Origin of the sequence: Pseudoalteromonas sp. TAB23 (genome assembly GCF_000498075.1) — a bacterium.
Classification (GTDB): Bacteria; Pseudomonadota; Gammaproteobacteria; order Enterobacterales; family Alteromonadaceae; genus Pseudoalteromonas; species Pseudoalteromonas arctica.
In genome coordinates this window covers 1-22,040 of sequence record NZ_AUTP01000301.1, presented here as the reverse complement: position 1 = coordinate 22,040, position 22,040 = coordinate 1, and the positions used below count along the sequence as shown (strand labels likewise).

General features: G+C 37.6%; 22 protein-coding genes and 2 pseudogenes. 20 read left to right on the top strand and 4 right to left on the bottom strand.

All coding sequences use genetic code 11. The annotated features are described in order from the left end of the window. Positions 1 to 298 (bottom strand): annotated as a pseudogene (locus L654_RS0119225) (transposase); the annotation flags it as partial. 142 nt (positions 299 to 440) lie between these two features. Between L654_RS0119225 and L654_RS0119215 the strand changes: the two are divergent. Next, on the top strand, positions 441 to 1,754 hold the full coding sequence (locus L654_RS0119215) for a Y-family DNA polymerase (RefSeq protein WP_080671248.1): 1,314 nt from the start codon (positions 441 to 443) through the stop codon (positions 1,752 to 1,754). Positions 1,755 to 1,785: 31 nt separating this feature from the next. Then, complete coding sequence (locus L654_RS0119210; RefSeq protein WP_024589335.1) at positions 1,786 to 2,340, top strand: hypothetical protein; 555 nt, start codon at positions 1,786 to 1,788, stop codon at positions 2,338 to 2,340. Between the two features lie 397 nt (positions 2,341 to 2,737). Here L654_RS0119210 and L654_RS0119205 read toward each other — a convergent pair whose 3' ends face one another. Continuing rightward, positions 2,738 to 3,211, bottom strand: a complete 474-nt coding sequence (locus L654_RS0119205; protein ID WP_024589336.1) for an RES family NAD+ phosphorylase — start codon at positions 3,209 to 3,211, stop codon at positions 2,738 to 2,740. Continuing rightward, positions 3,211 to 3,606 carry an MbcA/ParS/Xre antitoxin family protein gene (locus tag L654_RS0119200; RefSeq protein WP_225305783.1) on the bottom strand — a complete coding sequence of 132 codons (396 nt, stop codon included), beginning with the start codon at positions 3,604 to 3,606 and terminating at the stop codon, positions 3,211 to 3,213. The genes L654_RS0119205 and L654_RS0119200 overlap by 1 nt, the downstream gene beginning before the upstream one ends. A gap of 252 nt (positions 3,607 to 3,858) precedes the next feature. Here L654_RS0119200 and L654_RS0119195 point away from each other — a divergent pair, with 252 nt between their 5' ends. The 11 genes from L654_RS0119195 to L654_RS1000000128030 all read left to right on the top strand — a co-directional run bounded on the left by L654_RS0119195 (position 3,859) and on the right by L654_RS1000000128030 (position 11,485). After that, positions 3,859 to 4,638 carry a site-specific integrase gene (locus L654_RS0119195; RefSeq protein WP_024589338.1) on the top strand — a complete coding sequence of 260 codons (780 nt, stop codon included), beginning with the start codon at positions 3,859 to 3,861 and terminating at the stop codon, positions 4,636 to 4,638. Positions 4,639 to 4,663: 25 nt separating this feature from the next. Continuing rightward, positions 4,664 to 4,999: a type II toxin-antitoxin system RelE/ParE family toxin gene (locus L654_RS0119190; RefSeq protein WP_024589339.1), complete on the top strand. Its 336-nt coding sequence runs from the start codon at positions 4,664 to 4,666 to the stop codon at positions 4,997 to 4,999. Between the two features lie 72 nt (positions 5,000 to 5,071). Next, the gene (locus L654_RS0119185; protein WP_024608797.1) at positions 5,072 to 5,371 is read left to right on the top strand and encodes a helix-turn-helix transcriptional regulator; all 300 of its coding nucleotides are present in this window, start codon (positions 5,072 to 5,074) and stop codon (positions 5,369 to 5,371) included. A 451-nt stretch (positions 5,372 to 5,822) separates the two neighbouring features. Then, positions 5,823 to 6,827, top strand: a complete 1,005-nt coding sequence (locus L654_RS0119180) for a nucleotidyltransferase (RefSeq protein ID WP_024589341.1) — start codon at positions 5,823 to 5,825, stop codon at positions 6,825 to 6,827. Continuing rightward, complete coding sequence (locus L654_RS0119175) at positions 6,824 to 8,527, top strand: ThiF family adenylyltransferase (RefSeq protein WP_024589342.1); 1,704 nt, start codon at positions 6,824 to 6,826, stop codon at positions 8,525 to 8,527. Before L654_RS0119180 ends, L654_RS0119175 begins: the two co-directional genes overlap by 4 nt. Beyond that, entirely contained in the window at positions 8,520 to 9,014 is a 495-nt protein-coding gene (locus L654_RS0119170; RefSeq protein WP_024589343.1) for a Mov34/MPN/PAD-1 family protein, read from the top strand. Before L654_RS0119175 ends, L654_RS0119170 begins: the two co-directional genes overlap by 8 nt. Continuing rightward, a complete protein-coding gene (locus L654_RS0119165; protein ID WP_024608796.1) occupies positions 9,007 to 10,068 on the top strand; it encodes an SAVED domain-containing protein in 1,062 nt (353 codons plus the stop codon). Before L654_RS0119170 ends, L654_RS0119165 begins: the two co-directional genes overlap by 8 nt. A gap of 133 nt (positions 10,069 to 10,201) precedes the next feature. Beyond that, a complete protein-coding gene (locus L654_RS0119160; protein ID WP_024589346.1) occupies positions 10,202 to 10,444 on the top strand; it encodes a hypothetical protein in 243 nt (80 codons plus the stop codon). Between the two features lie 20 nt (positions 10,445 to 10,464). Beyond that, positions 10,465 to 10,737, top strand: coding sequence for a hypothetical protein (locus L654_RS0119155; RefSeq protein WP_024589347.1), 273 nt, complete (start codon positions 10,465 to 10,467; stop codon positions 10,735 to 10,737). A gap of 203 nt (positions 10,738 to 10,940) precedes the next feature. Then, complete coding sequence (locus L654_RS0119150; RefSeq protein WP_024589348.1) at positions 10,941 to 11,213, top strand: hypothetical protein; 273 nt, start codon at positions 10,941 to 10,943, stop codon at positions 11,211 to 11,213. A gap of 107 nt (positions 11,214 to 11,320) precedes the next feature. Then, entirely contained in the window at positions 11,321 to 11,485 is a 165-nt protein-coding gene (locus tag L654_RS1000000128030) for a hypothetical protein (protein WP_155945832.1), read from the top strand. A 628-nt stretch (positions 11,486 to 12,113) separates the two neighbouring features. Here the strand turns inward: L654_RS1000000128030 and L654_RS0119140 are convergent. After that, positions 12,114 to 16,160, bottom strand: coding sequence for a hypothetical protein (locus L654_RS0119140; RefSeq protein ID WP_024589350.1), 4,047 nt, complete (start codon positions 16,158 to 16,160; stop codon positions 12,114 to 12,116). An 819-nt stretch (positions 16,161 to 16,979) separates the two neighbouring features. Here L654_RS0119140 and L654_RS0119135 point away from each other — a divergent pair. The 7 genes and pseudogenes from L654_RS0119135 to L654_RS0119105 all read left to right on the top strand — a co-directional run. After that, the gene (locus L654_RS0119135) at positions 16,980 to 17,558 is read left to right on the top strand and encodes a hypothetical protein (RefSeq protein WP_196812458.1); all 579 of its coding nucleotides are present in this window, start codon (positions 16,980 to 16,982) and stop codon (positions 17,556 to 17,558) included. Between the two features lie 324 nt (positions 17,559 to 17,882). Next, on the top strand, positions 17,883 to 18,539 hold the full coding sequence (locus L654_RS0119130) for a hypothetical protein (protein WP_139016120.1): 657 nt from the start codon (positions 17,883 to 17,885) through the stop codon (positions 18,537 to 18,539). Between the two features lie 326 nt (positions 18,540 to 18,865). Next, positions 18,866 to 19,381 (top strand): hypothetical protein, encoded by a 516-nt coding sequence (locus L654_RS0119125; protein WP_024589353.1) that lies wholly within the window; start codon positions 18,866 to 18,868, stop codon positions 19,379 to 19,381. A 148-nt stretch (positions 19,382 to 19,529) separates the two neighbouring features. Further along, the gene (locus L654_RS0119120; RefSeq protein ID WP_024608795.1) at positions 19,530 to 20,693 is read left to right on the top strand and encodes an IS30 family transposase; all 1,164 of its coding nucleotides are present in this window, start codon (positions 19,530 to 19,532) and stop codon (positions 20,691 to 20,693) included. Between the two features lie 260 nt (positions 20,694 to 20,953). Next, positions 20,954 to 21,223, top strand: a complete 270-nt coding sequence (locus L654_RS0119115) for a helix-turn-helix domain-containing protein (protein ID WP_024589355.1) — start codon at positions 20,954 to 20,956, stop codon at positions 21,221 to 21,223. Positions 21,224 to 21,263: 40 nt separating this feature from the next. Further along, a complete protein-coding gene (locus L654_RS0119110; protein WP_024589356.1) occupies positions 21,264 to 21,584 on the top strand; it encodes a hypothetical protein in 321 nt (106 codons plus the stop codon). A 158-nt stretch (positions 21,585 to 21,742) separates the two neighbouring features. Continuing rightward, positions 21,743 to 22,040, top strand: a pseudogene (locus L654_RS0119105) (transposase); the annotation flags it as partial.

The window sequence follows — 22,040 nt, the reverse complement described above, 5'->3', positions numbered from 1 at the left end:
TCAGGGAGTCGGACATCAAGAGAGCGGTAGCCTTTTTTAATATATCCTTTTCTAATTCAATGCGTTGGATTTGCTTTTTAAGTTCACGGATTTCAATTTGTTCGGGTGTCATTGGTGAAGCCAATGGTGACTGGCCATTACGTTCTTGCTTTAATTGAGCAACCCATTTACTTACGGTTGATTTACCAACACCCATCGCTTTGGCTGCTTCTTCTTGTGTATAACCTTGGTCAACTACAAGTTGAGCCGTTTCTAATTTGATTGAAGCGGAGTACGTTGCACGATTTAATTTTGTCATTTTTTTCACCCAAATTTGTATGCAAATAGCATAACATTTCTTTCTTAATGGGTGACCAAAATTACTCTACCACTACAAACAAAGAGTACGAGTCAATCGTGGTCGAATTTGATGATGAGAATAATTGGGATGAAAATGTTATATGGGGCGTTGTAACCAGCGCTATCAATATTTTCTGATGTGGGTCCTTTGTGATATTAACGCTGCATACGTTTCATTTATTCAGTTATTTAACCCTCAATACGACATTAATTCCACTCCGCTTGGGGTGTTAAGTTCAAATCAAGGCAATATCATAGCGCGAAATCAACCGATGAAAGCTTTAGGCATAAAGATGGGTGAGCCACACTTCAAAATAAAAGAAGTAATTCAAACCAGTAATGGCCATGTGTGGGGCAGTAATTTCACTTTATTTGGTGATATGAGCAACCGGTTTCATACAGAACTAGAAGAACTAATGTTTGACTGCCACCGCTACTCAATTGATGAAAGCTTTGGTCGTATTGATTCAACCATGGCTCCAAACCCTAAATCATACGCATTACATATTAAAAATACGTTGGCTAAGAACTTGGGCATTGGTGTCGGTGTCGCTCATACGAAAACACTTGCCAAGTTAGCTTCTCATGCTGCGAAACTTAATGAATGGAAAGCTAAAACAAATGGGGTTGCTGTGCTCGATACACCCCTTAAAGTTGATTGGGTACTGCAAAGAGTTAAGACCAGAGATGTTTGGGGGGTAGGTTCTAAAACAGCCGAAAAGCTCTCTTCACTGGGAATAACGTCGGGATTAGAATTAAAGAATTTTAATGTAGTAGAAGCAAAACGAAAATTCGGTGTTGTTTTATCTCGAACTATACAAGAACTCAATGGTGTGAATGCAGTGGAGCTTAAGGACCTAAACGAAGGTCGCGATAGTATTTGTGTTTCTAAAAGCATGGGTAAGCTTGTTTCTGATTTAAATGAGCTTAAAAGCGCACTTTCTTCACATGTTTCAACTGGAGCCGGGAAGTTAAGACGGTTTGAATTATTCACCAACAGCATAACAATATTTGTTTCAACGGATGTTTATAGGTCTTCTCAACCACAGCTGAGTAAGAGCATGCAAGTTAACTTGCCGTTCCATTGTGCTGACTGTGATGTGTTGATCAAATACGCAATGTTTGGCTTAAGTCAAATATATCAGGAAGGTTATTTATTCAAAAAAGTTGGTGTGATCTTCAACCAGTTATTGTCAAAGAATGACCACCAGCAACTCAATCTGTTTGTTGATTCAGGCATTTCAAACGTCAATAAAAAGACTACCGTAAGTGATGAAATAAACAGTAAATTTGGCAACAATGTTATCAGATTTGGCGTGCAGGGCTTTAAGCAGGAGTGGAAGCCAAAAGATGGTTTAGCGCCAAAGAGCTACACAACAAACTTAAAAGAATTACCGGTTGCACTTGCTAAGTGATAGTACGTGGCCAATTAACAGGAGAAAACCGATGCTACTCAATTTCATTAGTAAGTTATTCAATAAACCAGCAGCTAATGCTGTAGAAGTTGAAAACAAAATTAACTATCAAGAAGCAACTCAATCTATGGCAGAACCTACACCTATCAATGAAAAGTTATATGAGCATTTTTCAAAGCTTTCAATGTACCAAGGTCAACAAGCTTCAAACTTATACCATGGTGGAGCGCATAAACCAGGATTGCCAGTTAAGGGTACATTGTGGCTTAGTAACAATCACGCTGAGGCAAATAGATACGCGAACTTTGGGTGTAACAATATACCTAACCTTGAGCCTATTGTTTTTAAAACTCAACCAAGAAGAGCCTTAAAGCTATTAAGTTTTCCGGGGAATCATGTAGACATCTTTATGGAAATTTATGGTGGAACATGGTCTCACTCAGAGTTACATAAAGACATTGTTCAAATCTATAATGCAGGGAAAATAGATTTTGATGGTTTTTATAGGCCTCGTACAAATGAATATTTTGTAATAAATGTAGAAGATAATTTGGACTTTATTGAGGAGCAATGCATAAAAGATTAAAATATCGTTTTTGGTTTTGGCGCTTATTTTGTCTTCGCAGGCTGCGCCAGAACCATTCTATCTAATTCTAAAAATCCATCCAATGCCATCAGTAGGGACTAATCTAGGTCGCATTTAATTTGTCCCTTCCGTGTCTATAGAAGTGGAAAAACTGCCAGGCGTATATTGCTTAGCTGAAAAATTGCAACCAGAATAGGGGCATGAGTAGCGTTCTCTCTCTCCACCAACACCGTTTGGATTATGTTCTGTTAGCAAAAAATCTTCTCGACAGCCGGGGCATGTAATCTTCTCTTCGCTGGTTTCCATAAATAATACTCTGTTAATAAATTTGGATGTAATAGTACCAAATAATTCAATGGGTACATAAATAAGTGCTTCTTATAAATAATAAGTTTTACTACAGCTTATTAGCTAGTCTATTTGGATAAACAAAGTCAGAACAATCAATGCATTTTATTTTACGTGCATCAGGATGTTGCGGGTTGATAATAAAATTATATTCTTGCGGGCATAGGCTTGATGGTACTTGAAGCACTGCAGAGTCTCCATTCATTAAAAAGTCACTTCCAAGTGACTGAGTATCTGCAGCATAAGGGTACGCGTTCCAACCGGTAGGAAGCTCACCCTCCACTAACCTTAGTACCTTTAACGTATCTGGTATTTGAATAAGAACGACACTCAAGTTTTCTTTTAGTATTTCTTGTGAATCATTAACTAAGCGTTCAAGCATACCAAGCGACCGCGTTGAGGCGGTATAAACGATAGGGGCACCTGCATAATGCCACCGGCCTTCTGCGACCATGCCGCCTAATCCAGAAAGGCAGTTGCTGACATTGTTATATTGTTTGGGGCCGATACGGTACACAATCATTAAGCAGTGAATCCATACTGTAGCCCGTTAATAACTCTGCGTATCAATTCGCGGCCACGGATGCTGTTCATCATTGAACGCGGTGGTTGGTTATCAAATTGGACGTTCGGCGTGTCTAGCCACGTATTCCAGTTGTCGATATTACCGAAATATGCCGCACCAAAGCTTGATAGCCTTGCGACTTCAAGCGCATTCTCACTGATCTGTTTATTTAAGGGTTTTTCTTTGTTGCGTAATAAAGTGCGTTCAGTCGTTCCCAATGCTTTGGCTATAACACCCATTTCCCAATGCATTAACGTAGAAAATGCACGTAAACCGGCTGTTGTGATCCCGATTTGTGCTGTGGCTATTTCAGCCATTGGGTTTGAGTGCGTATTTAATTTGCCAAGCGTCACGACATTGAGAAAGTCTGGCCGTGTGCTCTTTTGTTGTAGTTCGCTCATTATAAATTTACCACTTAAGACATTTGTCTTTAATTGTAGTGACAAGTGTCTGCTTTGGCAATGTGAAAATTTATATATGCCTAGGTGATAGATAAGAATATTACTTTAAACCACTATTCCAATATCACCAACAAACACAACGCCTGTGGTTTTTGGTGTTTATTTAATATACTATGTTGGAATTGGGTGTAAACTAGGTGTTATATGCCATTTGAGAAAGGTCATAAGCCTGTGCGTAGACGGCCTGTTTCTGACGCGGTAAAGCGGCTTGAAGCAAGCAGAAAAGGCGCAGGGAAAATAGAAAGCAAAGCGCAGCTAAAGCACATACTTGCTAATGCTAATCGTGGTGAAACCGCAGAGAGAAACGTAGCTTTAATTTGGTTCTTGTTCGGCTCATTAACGCGCATTGGTGAAACTTGCCAGTTGCTAGTTAAAGATGTTTTTACTAAATCAGGCGAGCTGAAATCTATTTTTAGAATGAGAGCTGATTACACCAAAACCAATCAAAGCCGTGACTGTGCTTTAGTTTTAAAGCAACAAAGGCAAGCCATTTTAGCTTGGCGTGACAGACGCATTAAAGATAAAGGCATGCTGTCCCTTGACGGTAGTTATGGCGGGTTAAATGGTGACAGCCCTCTATTTTTAGCTAAGAGCGGTAAGCGCTGGGTTAAGTTGTCGTTTAACGTCAAAAAGTATCAAACTCAAGACGGGCAAAAAGAAACGCTAGTTTGCTCAAGCATGGAGAACTACGTTAGAAACCTGTTTAAGAGTTGCGGCTTTAAACAAGGCTCAAGCCACTCAGGGCGTAAAAGTACCGCCAGCCTACTATCTGATGCTGGTGTCGATTATGACGTTATACAAATGGCTATAGGCCATGTTAGTGATGATATGACTGATACATACATCATCCCTGATCCACAGCGATTAACTGATGCACTGAATAACTTGTATAAGTCAGTGCCGCCACTAGGAATAAAAGAATAAATGATCTTAGAAGGACATTAGCCAGTTGAAAAAATTTAAGTTTATAAACAATCAATCAAAAAAAGAGTTTCTAGCGTTGCCCGATAAAATTCAAAAGCGCTTTGCAAATGATTTAAACGCTATTTGTCAAAACAAAGAGCCATTTAGCAAGTTTAAGCACTTAAAGGAAAGTGTTGGTATTGGTGCGGTTGAGCTGATAGAGAACGGCAGACCAGCATATCGAACGATTTACGTTGCAAAGTTTGCTGACACTGTTTTTATTTTGCACTCATTTACCAAAACCACTAACGGGGTAGACAAACAGGCAATGGACACAGCGAAAAAGCGCTACAAACTCATGCAAAAAGAATTGAACAAATAAATTATATCAGTGCTTGTATATATATCAACGCTGATATATAGTGATGATAAGTTAAGCAATAAGGTTGTTAAGATGAATCTTGAATACTCAAATATCTTTGATGCAATAACCGAAGATAAAGCAGAAGCCTCTGAATTACAGACGCGCTCAGATCTGATGATTGTTATTCGTGACATTATCAATGCTAAAAATTGGTCACAGGCCGATGCAGCTGCTCAATTAGGGCTAACGCAACCTCGCGTGAGCGATTTAGTTAATGGGAGAATTGAAAAGTTCAGCATTGATAAGCTAATGACTTGCTTGTATCGCATAGGTTTTCGTTTTAAACCGTCCTTTTCAGGTGACCAGTTAACAATGGCTGNAAGCCGTTAAAACACATTAGTTGGAATGTACTTGACCTAAAGCTTGTAAGTTTAAGCCAAAACCAAAAGTGGATTGGGAGAAAAGAGAGCGAGTTTTGGTAAAGGAAGTTCGAATTATCATGAATTGCTTGAATGATCCTATTTCGCGTTTACAACTAGATAAAAATTTGGGGGCTACGGTTGGCTCCTTCGTTATCAGCATAAACTTCCAGAAACAATGACTGAATATTATAGTTTTAAGTAATCCATAAGCCTAGCTAAAAGTGAAAACAGAAATTATTAAGAGGTTACTTCGCAATAACTAACTCTAGCGATGCGAATGAGATAGCGGTAATCGTATAAATAAAGACTTTAAACAGCTAAGTAAAATTACTATCGACAACTCCCTCAAAATAAGTCAGCATAATTAAAAAATTCATCAATAGATTTGTTAATGCAATTAAACCAGTAAGGGAGTACTCATGGCAATACTACAAACACAATTTGAGAAGTTCAATGAGACAATAAAGATGGGAACGTATGATGAAAATTCAACTCTCAGAGAGAAGCGGGACCTTCTGATAAGTGAGCTCAGAAATTCACTAAAAGACGAGAAAATTCCTAATACAGATAAGGCATTGACTTTTAGCAAAATTGACCTTGGCTCATATGCAATGAACACAGGTGTTAAGCCTATCAGTGGTCACTACGACATAGACGTTGGGATTATTTTTGACATAACAAACGGTGAGTATGATTCAAACAAACTCAAGAAATTGGTGTTTGATAAGCTTAATAAACACCATAATCGAACCGTTGAGTTCAACAAACCATGTATTACAGTTAATTATGCTAGTGGTTACCATGTTGATTTGGCCATCTACTCTAAAAACAACGAAAATTATCATATTGCATGGGGGAAAGAGTACTCAGTAGAAAACCGAAAATGGTGGATTGCAGATCCCAAAGGATTAAAACAATGGATTAGTGATATTGCTACCGAAGCTGAGCATAAAAAACAGTTTCGCAGGATTGCACGTTTCTTGAAAAAATGGAAAGCCAAGGCTTTTAGTGACAACGGTAATAATGCACCACCTTCCATTGGTTTGACCATTCAGGCCCGAAAAGCTTTTAGATACCAAACAGATAGTGATCTAGATGCTCTTATTATTGTAGTTAAAGACATTAAAGGTAGCTTTAACCAAGCCTGGGATCAAGAAAGTGGCACTTTGAAATGGTGTATTGATATAAGCCTGCCAGTAGAGCCATACAAAAATGTCTATTACAAAATGACATTAGGCCAGCAAGACGCATTTTATACAAAAGTTGTGAATTTACTTGAAGCCTTGGAAGCAGCTAAAGATGAAGAGTCTGAAGTTGAAAGTAGTAAAATTCTTAGAAAAGTTTTTAGTACTGATTTTCCTTTAGTAGAAGATAGCAAACAGTCTAATACGCCACCCTATGTAACAACTGGAAATAATGCATGACTCACTCTGAGTTACAGGGCCTGATTTCAGTACTTCAGTTGCCATGTATTAAGCTGTCTCGCGAAGAAGAAGAAAGGAAGTTTAATTTTCACTTAATTGGTAAGAAATTATTATGGGATATTTCTATATATTTTCCAGATCGATTTCCATACAGTTTACCTAAAGCGGTATTACGTAACACTGATTTGATTGGGGTGCTACCACATGTTAACCAATCCGGTGTTATTTGCTTAGAAGAAAGTGACAGCTTATTTACAGACTACTCTAGACCAAATGAAGTGCTAGCTCTTTATATTGAAGATATTGTAAAGCTTCTAGATCGTATCAGCTTAAAAATATATCAAGATGAATTGTTAGATGAGCTGGAAGGTTATTTTGCTCCAGTAAAAAAAGTATATAGTTTTTATCATCCAAGTAAATCCACAGAAACTTTATATATGAGGGTGAGTCAACCTGAAAAAATAAAAGGCCGAAAGTATTCTAGCCCTATTATGATTTCACATAAAAATGAATCATTACCTCTTCGATTTAGTAATATAGAATCATTAGATAAGTGCCGTAGAGAAAAAATAATGCATCTGCCATTGGATGGTGCAAAGCTCCCACCCGCTTCAGGGAAAGATTTTAATGTTAAGTATTTTATTTCTCTTCTCGAATTGGTAAGTAAAAAAAATTGGCAAAGAGCGCTCAGGTTAGCAAAGAAATACCGCCCATATAATACTTTTTATATCTTTTTAACTATGCCCAGAACAAGTGGTGAAAGAACTCAGTTTTTACTGAAGTTTACTTCCAGTCATCACTGTGAACATCCGCTGCTAAGTACATCAATAGATTGGGAACTAGAGCTATACTCGATATTAAGAAATTCAAAAGAGTATCTAATAGAACGAGGTGGTGGAGATCAATCCTTTAGCGAAAAGAAAGTGGCAATTATTGGTTGTGGTTCTGTTGGGAGCCAAATATCCAATATGTTAGGAAAAGCTGGTGTAGGTGAATTAACGTTAATTGACTTCGATAGTTTAAGCCCCGATAACATTTATAGACATCATTTAGGTGGTGGAGAGCTTAACTATAAACCAGATGAAAAGTCAGGTATCGTTAGTAGTTTTAGTAAGGTTTCTGCACTAAAACTTCGTATTGAACAGTCTTTGCCTTATATCAAAGTGAATTCAATACCTAAAAAATTCAATGAGGTAGTAAGTTTTAATAATGTAAAGAATTGTGATGTAGTTATTGTTGCTGTGGGCTCTCCATCAGTAAATTTGGAACTAAATAATTTATTGAAACGCCATAACTATAAATATGCTGTCTTTTGCTGGAGTGAAGCCGCAGGTATTGGTGGACATGCTATTGCAGTCGATCTTCATTGTAGTTGTTATGAATGTTTATATACAAAGGATAAGCAGCTAAATGCTCAAAGTGATTTATCGCTTCTAAAAGTTGGTCAGCCTATATCGAAAAACCTGACTGGTTGTGCGGGAGTTTTTACTCCATTCTCATTTATAGACTCAAATAGAACCGCAGAATTGGCTGCTACACTAGCTTTATATATTTTGAAAAATAATAGGGCTAGCATTGCAGAAAGTTGGAAAGGTGACAATTCAGCCGATTTAACTGTTACGGATAAATATAAAAAGATGCCTTTAAAAGAACGTATATCTCTAACAAGAAATAGCGAATGTAGGGTTTGTAATGTGTAAAGAATGGCAAATCGATGTTAAAGGATATGGATTAGTTCGTATATCTACCAATTTGCTAAAACGTATATACAAATTCAAGCAATTAGAGAGTACAAGTCCTGAATCAGGAGGCGTTTTAATTGGTAAGCATCTAAATTCGGAAGGAGCTTTATTGATAGACGATCTGACTGAGCCTCAAGAATCAGATAGACAAGGACGTTGTCAGTTTTATCGCTCTGAGGGACATAACTCTATCGTAAATAAGATATGGCTAGAAAGTAACAAGCACTCTACTTATGTTGGTCTTTGGCATACCCATCCTGAACCAATACCAGACTATTCATGCGTCGATAAATATGATTGGGAAAGCGCGTTAAGGTACTCAAAATTTGAAGGGAATCGTTTGTTTTTTGTTATTCTAGGTCAAACTCATATTAGAATTTGGATGGGCGAAAATTCAAGTTCCAAACCACAAATATTGTTAATTGGAGAGTACCAAGTTGGGTGAACGTCATATATTTAGCCGTATAAAGTGGTTTTTTGAAAGACTATTGGATTTCAAACGTAAGTCATACCCTTTATCAGCAACTGGTGCAAAGTTAGTTGGGGCTTCTATTTTCATCAGTCCACTCTCAACATTCTGTGTAAGAATAATACTTCCTCCTGAAGTTGCTTTTTTAGGGGCTGAGTGGACAAGAAATGAGATGACATGGATGACTTTCATTCTATCATTTGCTCCTATGTTAATAGGTAGTTATATGATTTTTTGGGAATTAAAAGCTTTTGCTCGAAATACTGCTAGGGTTTTAATTTCAGGCCTCCCAGGGGTAAGTATAGATTTTCCCGAGAATATTTTAAGTAAGTCAGAGCATCGCAAAGCGAGGGAAGTAGTAGTTCTGAGTGTAAACAATGATACTGAAAAACAAGTTGAACGTTATAACGCTGAAGTTTGTGTGGATTTATTCAAGAGGTTTGTACTTCACGATAAATGTGAAAAACTCTACATCGGTGGCTTAGCTCGTATCCCATTTTTAGTTGCTTATGGAGCTTTGTTGAGAAATGCTAGCAACATATTTTATTTTGACAAAATTCATAGCACAGACTCTTGGAGACTATTGAACGATGAAGACTTGGATATAAAACTTTGTGATACCAAGCTATTAGCTGAGCCAAACGAGACTGGTGATATAGGAATTGCATTAGGGTTATCTACGGAGATCCATAAAGCTCAACTACCTATTTCGCTACAAAACAGTACTAATTTTATATCGACAGAAATAAAATTAGTACGCAATTTAATTTTAAACCAAGAAAATCTCAAAAGAATATCTGGCTCCTTACTCAAATCGATAGATTTCCTTTCAGCTAAGCATAATGTAAAGAAAATCCACTTTTTCTTATCGGTGCAATCAACTCTCGCTATCGAATTGGGCCGGAGATATCAAGAAGGAACTCATAAGCCTTGGGTTATTCATAATTTTGATGGTAAAACTGGGAAATATGCTTGGTCATTAGAGCTGAGCTCTGATGGAGTTATTTTTCATGAACATAAAGCTTATTAATTGCTTAAAGTGTTTTAGAGTTCATTAATTTAAGGCATGGTGTATAGGGTTGCAATTCAAGCTTTTGCCAGTGGCGTTTAATTAAGCGCTACTCACAAAAGTAAAATGTTCAACTGGCTTTAAGGGAAAAATAATGGCTGTAATAACGAAGAAAGATGAAAAAATCGAAAATGTGGTTGGTGAGTTAAACGAAGGATATTCATTCGATGACTTCATTAATAAGTTTCAAGAGCTTTACCCGAAGGATTGGAGCAAGATTGAGCGTGAACATGCGAAACATGAACGCAAAACTAAGCCAGGGAAGACACATCCTATGCCTGAGCCAATTCAGTACCTTAAAAACGCTCTGAACGTATGGAATAAAAAGAAGAAATAGCTTAATTGGAATACGGCCTTATGGATTTAAAAATCATAATCAATTACGAAAACAAACCATTGTTGGAGCAATCGAAACTAGCAAACTCTATTATGCATTGTTACTTCGAAAATCAGAATGTGATTGCCTCAGAAGCACTCAATAGCTGTGAAGACAAGTTATTTATTGAAGAAGAGTGTATGAGCGATGAACTGGCAAAGCACTGGCTTATTGCTAGTGATTTAGCATTTGTAGCTGTGTGTGGTGGAATTACTGAGATAACAGACCGCTACACTTTAAGTTTTGTGGAATAGTTTAATTGGAATACGGGAGTAAGTTATGGCAAACGAAGAAAATAATATCAAATCAAATTCTGAAAATGACAATTTCTTTATTAGAAATACTCACCTAATGATTGCTATATTGTGGGGGCTCTGTGGCCTTGGAATATATTTTTACAATTATTAAATTCAGCTAGCTATTCACTATAAATAACGGTTGGAATAAGGAGAGCGTAATGGTGGTAGAAAGCCGAAAATATGGTTCAGTAGTCTGTGGTATTAACGGCAATGTCATAGCTCTACATGGCAAGGTTGCTATTGGTGATAAGGTCGAGTGGCTTGGTCGCAAAGAAGGTAGCTGCATAAACGATGATAAGTTTGTTGTCGGCGAGCACTATATTGTAGCAGCCATTTATCCAATCAATTTCGATCTGGAATTACAAGGTAGTGAGGACGAATGCACTATCAGAGCAGGTAAAACTGAATACAAGTTAGTGAAATTGGATTAAGGGTTTATATGGATGGTTCGTTTGCACAAATGAGTCATTGCTATGAGTTCATTGAGTCAAGACAGAGTGATGAATGCAGTTGTCCAGAAGAGGACTGGATCGTAGGAATGCTTTATACAACTATTCATATTGAGCCCGATGGTAGCGGTCACATTTTTATAGATAGTGGTAATTGGGAAGATGAAAAGTTAGTGCCTACAAAATCAATCGAAGAATTGCGAGTGGCCGCAGTCAATTGGGTTGAATCATTCCTTATTAACAACGAACTTTAACCATTGGAATAAGAAAAGAATTATCTTATCACGCTATTACCTTTGTTAAATTCTGTTGATTTATTAGAACATCGTTCAAATATCGAAAAACGTATAGAGTATAAATTAAAGTATATTGAGTCTGAGAAAAAACGTGATTTCTTGGAAAGTCGGCAATAATCCAACGTATTCTATTGTGTAATCCGAACTTTGCTTTAGGACTTGTTTGAATATTCAGTCTACCAAAATGCAATATGAGTTTTTAGTAACTCGTTTTGGTGCAGAAACGAGTTTGGATTTCCCAGCTTTCACTAGACACCGGCTTATAATCTTAAAGTACAAAACGGAAGAATACTTCCGATTTTAAGCCTATATTGCCATATTTCGGAAGTAAACTTCCGTTTCTAGGGCTTCAAAGGTAGTTATCGGAAATATGCTCTGTTTTTTGAAAGCGTTAACCTTGATAGCTATATGAGCCACTTTTCGGGGTCTTATTTGAGCGAGAAGCAGACAGTCAGATAAACTCGTTTTTGGACAAATATAAGTTTCGGGGTTTGTTAAACCTTAGAGTTTGGGATAAGTTTTTCTATGCCAAATATTCCTGCCAGCTATAAACTAATGCGCTAGCATCATATTTCACTAAAAATAATTAATGGCGCGATACATCCAAAACAAAAACATCAATAAATCCTTTTAGTTCTGGCGGTAATGTATCCTCAATAGATTCCCTTAGTTCTAGTGCGCTTGTTACATTATGCTTAATTCTATTTGCAACTTTTTCATTAGCACCAAACCAAATTACAAGGTAAATACCTTGTTGTTCGGCATCGGGATGAACTGAATAGCGCTCATAAAGTTGGGTTGTGGCAGCAGAATAAAGATCTTGATGCCATTGCCCCTTCGCTTCAATAACTAGAAGTCGCCTTATGCCGTCTATTGTTTTAGCAGCAGTGATATCAATCCTATTTTGATTTTTGGTCTGATGTTCAGAAGTGATTACAATACTTTGAGTGCTAAGAAGTAAATTGAGACGTTCGGCAATAATTTCAACTGACTCAACTTCACCCAGTCGTATATCATCCCCATTTGTATTTTTTGTATAAAAACGATTTGCTGTATTAAATTCTCCACCATCAATATCCTTTTGATAACTAATTAACTCTAAAAGAATAAGTTGCCGTAATCCTTCAACACTAACAACAGCATTGTTATCTAATAAATCAACGATTTTCGTTGAAGTCGGTGGCTCAAAGTCTCTTAGTGCTTTCTTCCTTAACTGCTCTGCTTGTATACTTTTCAGCGGTATATGAATATCAGAAAAATGAGGTTCAGCTAATAATTGATGAAGAACAGGGATCGCCTCATCTGGGCTACCATTTCCGATAGACCAAATAATATCTGTTAAGAAACGATATGCAGTCTCTCCATCAGGGCTTCCAGTCCCCCAATTACTTGGTAGTTTAACCTTTGGCCATTGTTCAAAAAATGCTTCTAAAATAGCACACACCTTATAAGATGTTAGTGCTGGCCAATATGAGTGATCACTTCGGTTCATTCGGCTTGAGCGTTCGTTAAGTAATAATATTGAATTTTTATCACCAGTAAGCCAATTCCAGTATGGCTCTGCTTGCTCTATACTTAAAAAGTAAAAAGCTCTAACAAACCAAAATTTTCGCCTTTGTTCTAATTGTTCATCATCGTTAGATTCTGATTGGCCAAACAAAAACTGACCGCAGCGCAACTCAATAATACTTTTCAAGCTTTCTCGGTCCCCATACTGTGCTGCAATTTCAAAAAGCGTATTAAGAGCAGATGACTCAAGTTGATCGTAACCTTCAAGCCATTCAATTGAGAGCTTAGCTTGTAAAGGGCTGAATACTTCATCGTATTTTAATAAGTCAACTTCAGGGTGAGCACATTTATTTTGTGCTAATTGAGGCTCAACGTATTCAAGAAGAAATTTCTCAGCAGATTCAACATCAGGAAAAAGCAAGCGATCGACTTCAGATTTAAGAGCAATAGCTTCATCTTGACTGACAGCATTGTACCCTACATTTAAATTTGTTCTGAGGGCAAGGAGAAGTGGGCGCTCGACCCCTTCTAAACTCCCACTTTCTCGCATGATTTCAATGCAAGCCGCATATAAAATAGTCTCAACTACTAGCCCCTTAGATTCACACTGCAAATCAGCAAGCTTTTGCAGAACAGGTATTATAGAAGCTATAAAGCCCAAGCAATTCTTAATCGCATTTCGAACAAGTACTTCATCACCAAATTCTAATTCAATATTTTCGGGTTTATTCAGTATGAGCTGAGAAAAACGAACTAAGCATCCCCAATGTTGACCGCCCTCGACTAACTCACGTTCTGCTTGAACATACTGAATATTTTCCACATGAACTTGTTTCTTTTTATTTTTACGACGCCTCATTAACCGGCGATGTTTAGCATTCCACTTTTGATCTTCTTCTTTAGCCTGAATCGACTCTTGTCTATTCATCAGAGCCCACCTTTTCATAAACTCTGGTTTTTGAGATGCTTGCTTACGCATATGGCTGCGTAAACTATCAAGCTCCTTTTTATTGGAAAAGCGATTGAATTGATGCTGAGCTAAAAAACTCGCCCACAACTGAGTGTTATTATTTTCAAATGCTAAATCAATTATAAACCTATGGTCAGCAAGGCTTAAACAAAGTCCCGCATGAGAATAATGACCTCCAAACTTGTGTATCCTAGCTTGAAATATCGCCTCTCGTTCCGTTAATTTTCCGAAAACATGAGAAATAATTCCTTGCCGTAATGGATCATCTGCCCGCAGAGCCTGTACCGACTTAATATCTTGAGTATTCATTTGCCTAGGAAAATTTAGGTGCTCTACCCACTGCCAAATACGCAATGGTTCAAACGGAGGTTTAGCTAACTCAAAGTAGCAGTCTAAAAGTGAACCAATTATTTTACTTAACCTTGTTCTACATTCGCATTCATACGCTTTTTTTCCACAATTGCAGGCCAAACCTTTGCTTAATAAATCTAACAAACCTTCAAGCTGTAGTACGTTCAAATGGGAAATAAAACGCTTAACAAAGTAACGGTCTCCTAGCGCACCGTCAAGGTCTTGTTTATGGCTAGGGTACAAGTTAGCGCAATTCCGAAAGAACACTTCAAGTTCATTCGGTTTAAAGGTGTCAATATCAGTTGATTCAATTACAGTTGCTGCGATATTTAAAGAGGAGCTGCTAGCTTCAGCAATTAAATCACGTAGGTCTAAGTGAGGATCGTAAGATTCCAACCCTATTAGGCACTTGTAAGCTAGCATACGTGTTTGTTTACTTTCAGTAGACGATAATAAAAGCTGACGTAACTCTATATCTAGCCACCTTGCAGCTTGGGTTCCCACCAAAAGCTCAAGCAGTAAGTCTCGCAAATCGCCATCACCTCCATCAGAGATAATTGGCTTAACCTCTTCCATTACATCTTGTGTAAATAAGCCTGCAACACTAAACCTACGCCAAGAGTCACTTCGCCTAAAGTAAGGGTCAACAGCTTCTACTTCCTTCAAACGTGACAAAAGCATGGCCTTTGACGATGTAGCTAATTGAGAAGGGTCGCCATTCGCGAGTACCGCATATGGATCAAGTTCAATTGCAGCTTCTTCAATTGATTTGCTACCCAGTGCGGCCATCCAGCCTATTAATCCCCTTAACTCATCTCGGACAGTAGAGTTTGGAGCAATGATTGGCAAACACTGTGCAATAGTCAAAGGATCTGATGGGTTAGCGATACGCTTAGTGAGATAATCTGCTGCACAATATTCAGCAACTATCTTATGTACAGGTCGATGCTGATCTGCATTATCTCCAGGCTTAAAAAGGCGAGTAGCTAGGATACCACTAAGATTCACACTACTAGAACTCAACAGCGAACCAGCCAGAGGATACATCCTGTTTTCGTGTGCTTCACTTATTCCTATCCCCTCAGCACCAGAGAGTAGTAGCTTTGCAAAAATTTCTGAAGACAAGTTAATCTTTTGATCACTAGAAAGCGAAGGGGTCGGTTTAGTGTTAGCATTTACTTCTCTTGCTAAGCTGGTTATGGCTTGAGTAAAGATTGAACGTTTGTCAGTAAAGTGTCCTTCACTCTCAATATAAGCATCTGCAAATAATTTAAGAAATTGTGGGTTTGGGAGGAGAGGTTCCAACGAAAACCTAGTAACCTCAGCTTGAAATTCTATAAAATTATCTTTTTTTGTATGGTGAGTATAAATTTCTCGTTGCTCAGACTCATCAAACTCATATAGCCGAGCAACAGTTGGCGCATGACCGATAAATTGTTCAAAAGTGTTCGTGGCAGAACTATCCCATTCACTCGAACGGCTTGAAATAATGACATGTGTAGGTCTTGCATTTGATACATTAGAAAGTAGCTTATGAATACCTGTAGTATCAACTTTAGCCAATTCATCAAAAGCATCAATGACAAGAGGAGAATATTCGCTATTAGCTCCCATATAGCTAAATATACTTGCCGTAACCTCCTTAGTCCCTAACTGATTAGCTAAGCTTTTCATAAGCTCAGTTTTTCCAGCACCTGGCTCAGCCAAAATTACAATGTAATTTGAGGCATTGAGTAATTCTGATTCGGTGAATCGTTGGTTGTCACTAAATAGTGTTCGATTAAGATAAAAAGTCGGAGACATAATAAATATGACCTTGGTATATATTTTTCTTTACGGCATTTTCTTAATGAAATTAATGTTATTTTAGGCGGTTGCCGCATTTATGAGAATATATAAGACACTAACAGAATATTTGAATAAAGTCTGTGAAATTCCTAATGTTCAGCTATGAAGTAAACATTAAATAAATTATGGAAAAAATTATCTGATGGAGGCATTTAGACTGCTGAGCTAACTCTATTTGGGGCAGAAACGAGTTTGGATTTCCCAGCTTTCACTAGACACCGGCTTATAATCTTAAAGTACAAAACGGAAGTTTACTTCCGATTTTTAGCCTATATTGCCATATTTCGGAAGTAAACTTCCGTTTCTAGGGCTTCAAAGTAGTTATCGGAAATATACTTCTGTTTTTTGATAGCGTTGTTAACCTAGATAGCTATATGAGCTACTTTTCAGGGTCTTACTTGAGCGATAACCGGTCATTGAGATTAGCTAAATATAATAGTTAATTGATTGGTCAAACTGCTCTTTACTCATATATTCATGAAAATGAGCTGCTCGCGCATATTGATCTATTTAACTTTACTCAAAAATTTTAGAAAACTTAGTGATAGTAATACCTTAGGTTATTTGTTAAAACTATATAAAGCAGAAAAATGAGCGTTAAGTCGGCAGAAATATGCGCGATAAGCGGACTATAAAATGTTAGTTTTATATTTGAGTTATTCAGAATTAAAGGTGTCAACTAGTTGAAAAATATACTTATATTTATGGTTGTTGGATTATTTCTGGTAGCTTGTGGCTTGTGGCTTTTTCATTGGTGTTACAGATAGAGCGGCTATGTTTGACGGGGTCAAATGGACTGATGTTGGTACTTTAGTTGTTACATCTCTTGGTTTTATTTTTGGTTTCTATACCTACTTTCAATGGTTAAATAACAAGCGAAAGGAGGATTCATATTTAGTCGCCAAAAGATACATCGCTGCTATAGATGAAATAGAAGAAAACTTACATGAGTTGCGATTTCATTATGATCATATATGTCCTACACCAGGATTGATGGTTGAGGATAAAGATGTATCAATCAAACGTATTGAGCATCTTAATATTGTTTGGGGCAACCTATATCAAGCACGGCGAAACCTTTATAAATCTAATAGAGAGCTATCATTCTGGAATGTTTGTCTAGCTAAAGAGGCTGTAGAAGACTACAACTATTTGAATAAGTCACTGGACAATATTAGTGTGATATCTTCAGTTTTGAACAATCAATTATTCCATTTTGTAAGCAGTAGACAAAATATGGATGGAGTGATTCGAGAGAAGCAAAGGTTTGACGAGTTACATGATTCAGTTCATAAAATCATTCAACATCGCGTTGATTGTGGCTTTAAGTCAATGTTTACCTTCGAAATATAAATGTAACGAAAAAAACGTTCAAGAGTAACTCCAAACGTGTGCTAGTTTCGCTGCGCTCACAATATGGCACACGGTTGTCACACTTTAACGTGGAGTTGAAGCTGCAGAATTACTTTTTTAAGGAAAACAGCCTGTTTTATGTGTTCCAAATGCATTACCTAATGCTCTAAAAAGGCTTAGAGTGAATTGTAGGAGCTATTTTTTAATTGAATTTGACTGTTGGAGTTATTCTACAGTCTAGTTAGGCAATAAACCAATGGAAGTTTGATGCTCAATAGTAGGTTTTTCGATAAAGATAGAAGTGTTCAAGAGCGGTGGTTTCGAATGAAATTCCACAGAAATTTTGGGCGGCAGATAAAAGCTGTTTTCTTGTGGCGACTTTACCGTAAATTGGAAAAAGAATTTAAAGCAAAAGATAAAGTTATAAACGGAGCTATAGAAATCACAGTGAAAGAATGCAAGAAGGTCAATGAGGAGCTGTTTCCTGCGACAAAGCAGTTTCTAAATATTGGCCTGTATTTCTTGCTTGCTGAGAGAGATATCCAAGCTTTAAAAGCTGATGCTTTCGCTCATCCTAATGAGACAAAAAGGAATATTGCGTTACGTGCACTGCTTTTAACCATTTATGAGTGGGATATGGGAAAAGTTACTGGACGGCGAATGCAGTTTATATACGAATCGACAGGATTGTCTGATTCTTCAAGGAGTATGGTTGTTGATGCCCTAAAAAAATTAAAGAAAGCAAGAAAAGCAATTGAAAATGAAATTTCTGAGGCAAGGCACAACACTATTGCCCATAGAGAGGCCGACGCTCTACATCAGTACGAAATTATCTCAGAGCTGAAAATCATGGATTTTTCCATAGCTTTGACTGGTTTGTACGAAGCATCAGATGTGCTGTTGAAGTCTTTGGTAAAAGCGATGCTTGAAATTGGTACGACGGAAAACCTGTTTAATCAGGTGAATTATCGAAAAAAATAGCCTAACAAGCTGCTGCCGACGAGCGGCAGAGTGCAGAGTTACTAATGTCCGCAATTGGCACTTTTACGAAGTTCGGCTGAGAGCGATTAAGGGACATTAATATTGACTAAGTATAATAACTAGTTCAGTGGTCGAATTTTTGTATGCTCATACATTCACGGAAATGAGCAGCGCGCACGTTGTTCTATTTAGCTTTGTTCAAAGAGAATAGGAAACTATTTGATAGCAATATGTTAGGTAATTTGTTAAAACTATCTCAAGTAGAAAAGTAGCGTGACACGAGCAGACATATGCGCGATCAGCTCACTAGGCTTACAGGAAAGTAAATGCGCGATATCTTTGGTCAGCACAAGCAAGACTTCAATGAAATTAGGCGCTTGTGTTTAATCTGTCATGGATTAGATTTAACAACAAGTAGTCTTTCATCAGAAAATTCTAGATTAGTCATGTCTAAAAATGTTGAAGATACTTTACATAATTTAGTGTCTAGCAATCTTCTTAGTCTAGTAATAGCAATTAGAGTAAATCTCTATCAAAATGCAATCAATCAACCGAATTTGGAATTACCAAATTCATCATGGTTATATTTCGATGATAAGTTAATAGAGAAACCTGCAACTCTTAAGCAGGTCTGCGATAAAATTATTCATGCAGATTCTTTTTCCAAAACAGTTCCACCTAGCGGACTTATTGATCCTGAGTATAAGATTGCGGTTCAATTTAAAGGCGTTGAATATAAAAAATCTTGGACATTAAATGTGGTTCTAGAGTGCTTTGTTGAAGACATACTTTCCTTGCTTGATAGTATTGAGAAAAGTATGCCTAACGAGTCAATTAACTAGGGCAAGTAACAATTGGCTAGGTTTCACTACACAATTTTAGGCAACTGGTTACTTGGCCAGTTACAAAGGCGTTAAATGTCCGCTTATGGCTGTGAGTTCAACTGGTGAATGCAACGCTATCCTTATTATTAGTTAAAGGAGCGTTCACATGAAACAGAGAAAGCGTATTTATTATAATGCAGAACAAAGAAGGTTAATTTGGGATCGATATCAGCGCGGTGATAGTGCGCATGATATAGCAAGATTATTTGATCGATACCATTCATCTATATTAGGTATTATCCATAAAACAGGTGGTGTTCGGCCGCTTGAGCCCAAACGCTCACCAACAACACTAACTCTTGCAGAGCGAGAAGACATTTCACGAGGGTTAGCAGCAGGTAAGTCTCTTCGAGAAATAGCGAGATATCTTAATCGCTCTCCTTCCACTATTTGCCGTGAAGTAAACCNCCGCCACGGCGGGATTAAAAAATATCGAGCGAGTAAAGCTGACAAAGTTGCCTGGGAAAATGCCAAACGCCCTAAGCCTTGTAAGCTGTATGGCAACAAAGAATTATGTTTAATCATTGCTCAAAAGATGGAATCTGCATGGTCACCTCAGCAAATCTCTGGTTGGCTTAGGCGGAGATATCCCAATAATGAGGATTTGAATGTGTCGCACGAAACAATATATAAAACCCTATATATACAAACCCGCGGCGCCTTAAAAAAAGAGCTACAAAAACACTTAAGGACGCAGCGGGTAGTCAGGAAATCAAAACACGCCACTCTTAAAGGTAAAGGGTTAGGAAGGATAGTCGACGCTGTACCAATTAGTGAAAGGCCATCAAATATTGAAGACAGAGCTGTTCCAGGCCACTGGGAGGGAGACTTGATCCAAGGCTCAGGAAACAGTTTTATCGCGACTCTAGTTGAGCGACACTCTAGGTATGTAATGTTAGTGAAAGTACCTAGTAATAAAACAAAGCCAGTAATCGAAGCGTTGATTAAACAAGCTAATAAGTTGCCAGCAGAGCTTTATAAATCATTAACTTGGGACAGAGGATGTGAGCTTACTAATCATAAAGACTTTACTCTAGCTACAGATATTCAAGTATATTTCTGCGATCCACAATCACCTTGGCAGCGCGGTTCCAATGAAAATACAAATAGGCTATTAAGACAATACTTTCCAAAAGGAACTAACTTAAATGAGCATTCTCAGATAAGATTAAACCAAGTTGCCAGACAACTTAATGAGAGACCGCGGAAAACACTGGAATACGAAACACCTGCGGAGCGATTTAATCAGTGTGTTGCATCGAGTGGTTGAACTCACAGCACATAGCAGTCAACTAAACTTGGCGGTATTTTTATGAGATTGGCTTTATAGAGCTTATATTTGGTAACTTTATGCCATTATAAGCTTCAATATTATGCCAAGTTATACTTCACTTACGGCGCTGTAGACCAGTAAAAACGTATGTTATTATGCCAGCTTATGCTTCAAACAACAAAAACATTTGAGGATATATTGTTACCACCGGAAGCTCAAAATGATTAGCTTTAAAAATATTTTCACAGAGTTATTAAATGACACATAGCAAAACAAAAACTAGCTTATATAGGCGAGCTTACGTGACTTGGCTGATTAGCACTGGCGTTAACACTGTGCCAGCAATTATAGAAGCTACTGGAATGCCGAGGCGAACAGCTCAAGACACATTAGCAGCAATTCCTGAGCTCTCTATAGCGCTTGAAAACAAAGGCGGTTCGTACTCGGTTGTAGATTGGGGGATGTTGAATAAAGCTTGGTTGAAAAACAACTTACAGCACGTTAAGGACGTGCTACTATATCCCTAAGATCAAGAAATATGAGTATGACGAAAATTGGAGTGTCAGCATGGCTAAGGGTTTAATAGTTAAAAGTGAATGGCTTAATGAAATTATGGAAAATACAATCAACAACGAATTGTTACAGGCATTAGCCTTTCTTGTTCTCTGTGCTTTGGTATGGAAGTTCTTATTAAAACCTATTCTCTATTTATTAATGAAATATCTCAATAAATTAAATGATTCGATACAGCCATTAAAGTGCGCTTTGGGAAAGCACGACAAAGAATATGGAATGCCGTTTGAAGCAGCAGATACAAGAATCACTAGAGTTAAATGCAAAAACCCTGATTGTTCTTGGGAAGACCAAGAGTCAAAACCTATTTTTTAAATGTTGGATTGAATCAAATGAAACTTGATGTTACCCCTGCACAATTGAAAGCGATTAAAGAAATGGCAGACAATGTAAGTGTGTAGTGGCATAGTTAATTTGGCCACCCATTAAGAAAGAAATGTTATGCTAATAAGCATACAAATTTGGGTGAAAAAATGACGAAATTAAAACGCGCAACGTATTCTGCGGCAATCAAATTAGAAACAGCTCAGCTTGTAGTTGACCAAAGTTATACTCAAGAAGAAGCAGCCAAAGCGATGGGGGTGGGTAAATCAACCGTCAGTAAGTGGGTTACTCAATTAAAGCAAGAGCGGAGTGGCCAGACACCATCTGCTTCACCAATGACGCCCGAACAAATTGAAATCCGCGAACTTAAAAAGCAAATCCAACGCATTGAATTAGAAAAGGATATATTAAAAAAGGCTACCGCTCTCTTGATGTCCGACTCCCTGA

Coding starts and splice junctions, on each gene's coding strand:
- L654_RS0119175 (WP_024589342.1), top strand. CDS start 6,824: ATGACTCACTCTGAGTTACAGGGCCTGATTTCAGTACTTCAGTTGCCA.
- L654_RS0119135 (WP_196812458.1), top strand. CDS start 16,980: ATGTTTGACGGGGTCAAATGGACTGATGTTGGTACTTTAGTTGTTACA.
- L654_RS0119210 (WP_024589335.1), top strand. CDS start 1,786: ATGCTACTCAATTTCATTAGTAAGTTATTCAATAAACCAGCAGCTAAT.
- L654_RS0119110 (WP_024589356.1), top strand. CDS start 21,264: ATGGCTAAGGGTTTAATAGTTAAAAGTGAATGGCTTAATGAAATTATG.
- L654_RS0119140 (WP_024589350.1), bottom strand. CDS start 16,160: ATGTCTCCGACTTTTTATCTTAATCGAACACTATTTAGTGACAACCAA.
- L654_RS0119125 (WP_024589353.1), top strand. CDS start 18,866: ATGCGCGATATCTTTGGTCAGCACAAGCAAGACTTCAATGAAATTAGG.
- L654_RS0119180 (WP_024589341.1), top strand. CDS start 5,823: ATGGCAATACTACAAACACAATTTGAGAAGTTCAATGAGACAATAAAG.
- L654_RS0119160 (WP_024589346.1), top strand. CDS start 10,202: ATGGCTGTAATAACGAAGAAAGATGAAAAAATCGAAAATGTGGTTGGT.
- L654_RS0119170 (WP_024589343.1), top strand. CDS start 8,520: ATGTGTAAAGAATGGCAAATCGATGTTAAAGGATATGGATTAGTTCGT.
- L654_RS0119130 (WP_139016120.1), top strand. CDS start 17,883: ATGAAATTCCACAGAAATTTTGGGCGGCAGATAAAAGCTGTTTTCTTG.
- L654_RS0119205 (WP_024589336.1), bottom strand. CDS start 3,211: ATGATTGTGTACCGTATCGGCCCCAAACAATATAACAATGTCAGCAAC.
- L654_RS0119150 (WP_024589348.1), top strand. CDS start 10,941: ATGGTGGTAGAAAGCCGAAAATATGGTTCAGTAGTCTGTGGTATTAAC.
- L654_RS0119195 (WP_024589338.1), top strand. CDS start 3,859: ATGCCATTTGAGAAAGGTCATAAGCCTGTGCGTAGACGGCCTGTTTCT.
- L654_RS1000000128030 (WP_155945832.1), top strand. CDS start 11,321: ATGCTTTATACAACTATTCATATTGAGCCCGATGGTAGCGGTCACATT.
- L654_RS0119215 (WP_080671248.1), top strand. CDS start 441: ATGGGGCGTTGTAACCAGCGCTATCAATATTTTCTGATGTGGGTCCTT.
- L654_RS0119155 (WP_024589347.1), top strand. CDS start 10,465: ATGGATTTAAAAATCATAATCAATTACGAAAACAAACCATTGTTGGAG.
- L654_RS0119115 (WP_024589355.1), top strand. CDS start 20,954: ATGACACATAGCAAAACAAAAACTAGCTTATATAGGCGAGCTTACGTG.